This window comes from Methylobacterium planeticum, assembly GCF_008806345.1.
Lineage (GTDB): Bacteria > Pseudomonadota > Alphaproteobacteria > Rhizobiales > Beijerinckiaceae > Methylobacterium > Methylobacterium planeticum.
In genome coordinates this window covers 1-1,162 of record NZ_VZZJ01000074.1, presented here as the reverse complement: position 1 = coordinate 1,162, position 1,162 = coordinate 1, and the positions used below count along the sequence as shown (strand labels likewise).

General features: G+C 67.4%; 1 protein-coding gene. It reads left to right on the top strand.

Annotation, left to right across the window (positions count from 1 at the left end; all coding sequences use genetic code 11):
- Nucleotides 1-2: 2 nt before the first annotated feature.
- On the top strand, nucleotides 3-1,162 hold a 1,160-nt coding region (oxlT, locus tag F6X51_RS27590), incomplete at its 3' end, for an oxalate/formate MFS antiporter (protein ID WP_246697037.1).

Here is a 1,162-nt window from a genome sequence, read left to right as displayed (position 1 = left end):
CGCTGTTCGTGCCCGAGATCCAGAAGACCTTTGGCTGGGACCGGGCGGCCATCCAGGTGGCGTTCACCATCTTCGTGGTGGTGCAGACCTGGCTGACGCCGATCGAGGGCTACTTCATCGACAAGTACGGCCCGAGCCGGGTGGTGCTGTTTGGCGGCCTGATGACGGGTCTGGCCTGGGTGATCAACTCCTACGCCACCTCGCTGACCGGCTTCTACCTCGGCTCGGTGGCCGGCGGCATCGGGGTCGGCTGCGTCTACGCCACCTGCATCAACAACGCCCTGAAGTGGTTTCCCGACCGGCGCGGCCTGGCGGTCGGCCTGACGGCGGGGGGCTACGGCGCGGGCTCGGCCCTGACCATCCTGCCGATTGCCAAGATGATCGATGCCGGCAGCTACGCCCAGGCCTTCTTCGTCTTCGGCCTGATCCAGGGCGCCCTCATCATGCTGGCGTCGCTGTTCCTGCGCGCGCCGTCCCGGGACGAGGTGCGCTTCTCCAGCACGGTGCTGCAGTCGCGGCGGGACTACACGCTGGGCGAGGCGCTGCGCACGCCGGTGTTCTGGGTGATGCTGCTGATGTTCACCTGCACGGTCACGGGCGGGCTGATGGCGGTGGCCCAGCTCGGGGTGATCGCGCAGGATCTCGGGGTGAAGAACTTCCAGGTCAACCTGTACTTCTTCGCCATGGCGGCGCTGCCCTTCGCGCTGATGCTCGACCGGATCATGAACGGCATCTCGCGGCCGCTGTTCGGGTTCATCTCGGACCGGATCGGGCGGGAGAAGACGATGTTCATCGCCTTCGCGATGGAGGGGATCGGCATCGTGGCGCTGGGCTATTTCGGCTCGAACCCGTGGGCGTTCGTGATCCTGTCGGGGGTGGTGTTCCTGGCCTGGGGCGAGGTCTACTCGCTGTTCAGCGCCACGGCGGCGGACACGTTCGGATCCAAGCACATCGGCAAGATCTACGGGGTGCTGTACTGCGCCAAGGGCTTCGCGGCGCTGTTCGTGCCGGTGGGCAACCTCCTGATGCAGGCCACCGGCACCTGGGCGAGCGTGCTGTACACGGTGGCGATCATGGACCTGCTGGCGGCCTTCCTGGCGATCGCGGTGCTGCGCCCGATGCTCCGGCGCCACCATGCCGCCAACGGCGCCCCCGTGCCCAC